The sequence below is a fragment of the Vibrio sp. D173a genome (assembly GCF_030248475.1).
Window position 1 is genome coordinate 1 of sequence record NZ_JAHGAH010001635.1, and the last position, 923, is coordinate 923.

1 protein-coding gene and 1 pseudogene are annotated in these 923 nt (G+C 45.9%); both read left to right on the forward strand.

Annotation, left to right across the window (positions count from 1 at the left end):
- The coding region (locus tag KIV40_RS35250) for a linear amide C-N hydrolase (protein WP_285354128.1) at positions 1-341 on the forward strand (341 nt) is incomplete at its 5' end.
- A 196-nt stretch (positions 342-537) separates the two neighbouring features.
- Positions 538-923, forward strand: a pseudogene (locus tag KIV40_RS35255) (carboxylesterase family protein); the annotation flags it as partial.

Here is a 923-nt window from a genome sequence, read left to right on the forward strand (position 1 = left end):
TTCGAGTTGATTACTTCTTAGAGAGCACACCGAAGTTTGAAGATGGTGCACCAGCGGTCGCTGCAGCTATGTCAATCATGCGTTCAATTGGTGTTCCTCTAGGCATGGAAGACCCAGACCATCCAAACATTTCAGCAACGCTATGGCGCTCACTGGCTGATCACAGCAATAAAACATACTACTTAGAGTCTTCACGTCAGCCAGGTCTATTCTGGGTGGATCTAAACAAAGTTGACCTAAATGAAGGTGCACCGATTGTTGGTACCGTTGTTGATGGCCCTGCTGCATTCGGTGATGTAAGTGAATCGTTATCACCAATGAAGATGATCACTTGGATGTAACCCCCATTATTTACATCGAAAATGAAGACACACGCCAAGTTGCGTGTGTTTTTTTATCAGTAAAGAGTCACCAATGAGGATGAGGGTTTCATCCTACAAACGCGATTATTCTTGTTGCTTTAATCGCCATATAATTTTCTCACAGACCAGCACAAACAAGTCAAAAGGAAAGAACGACGCACAAGGACACGCCTGTTTGAGTCAACAAATTCACCCAGCAAACAAGGTAGACAACCTCATGACAACGCATCGCTCAATCATTGCCATTAGCATCTCATTACTACTAGCCGCTTGCGGTAGTGATAGTTCAGGCAGCCAACCAACAAAACCTGAACCATTGAAGCCGGATCCATCGCAGATCATTGATCTAGACTTGGGTTATGTCGACATTACTGCGCTTCGCGAGTCTCTCGTGATTAATCGACTCAATGGAGAAGAGGGGTTGGGCTCGGTCGAATCCTTCAAGGGGATCCCTTTTGCGGCTGCTGAGCGCTTTGCACATAGTTCCGTTACGCCTCTTGAGGGAAGCGTTAATGCGACAGAGTTTGGCTTATCTTGTCCGCAGCTAAAGACCACAATTCA